At 63.9% G+C, this 477-nt stretch carries 1 pseudogene; it reads left to right on the top strand.

From position 1 onward, the window contains the following. Nucleotides 1-70: 70 nt before the first annotated feature. Nucleotides 71-331 (top strand): annotated as a pseudogene (locus MXD61_RS05810) (transposase); the annotation flags it as partial. Nucleotides 332-477: the final 146 nt, after the last annotated feature.

The following is a 477-nucleotide window of genomic DNA, read 5'->3' as shown; positions in this document are numbered from 1 at the left end:
CTGAGGTGGTCCCCGTTCTTCGGACAGTGATCCATATGAGGGATAATTGATCCGCGAGCGGAGGAGATCAATGAGTCAGTCGCGGAGGCGGTTCACGCCCGAGTACAAGGACGAGGCAGTGAAACTCGTCATCGATTCGGGCCGCCCCACCTCGGCGGTCGCGAAGGATCTCGGTATCAACGAGGGAATACTGGGGAGCTGGGTCGCGACCTGGCGGCGGGCGCACCAAAACGAGGAAGAACCGCTGTCGATGTCCGAACGGGCCCGGCTCCGCGAGCTGGAGAAAGGGAACCGGGAACTCCGGATGGAGCGCGAGTTCCTCTCAAAAGCGACCGCCTTCGTGTGCCACGAACGTGAGGTGGCGCCGGTCTGGTAGACCCGGCAGTGCGGAATGGTGCTGTATGGGAGACGGAGGATTGGCCCCTCCGTGGCCGCCTTGCAGGAGGAGGCCGCAAACCACCGCGAGCTGCGCCGGTC

The organism is Frankia sp. AgPm24 (assembly GCF_023243055.1).
GTDB classification, from domain to species: Bacteria; Actinomycetota; Actinomycetes; order Frankiales; family Frankiaceae; genus Frankia; species Frankia umida.
This window is presented reverse-complemented; position numbering and strand designations above follow the sequence as displayed.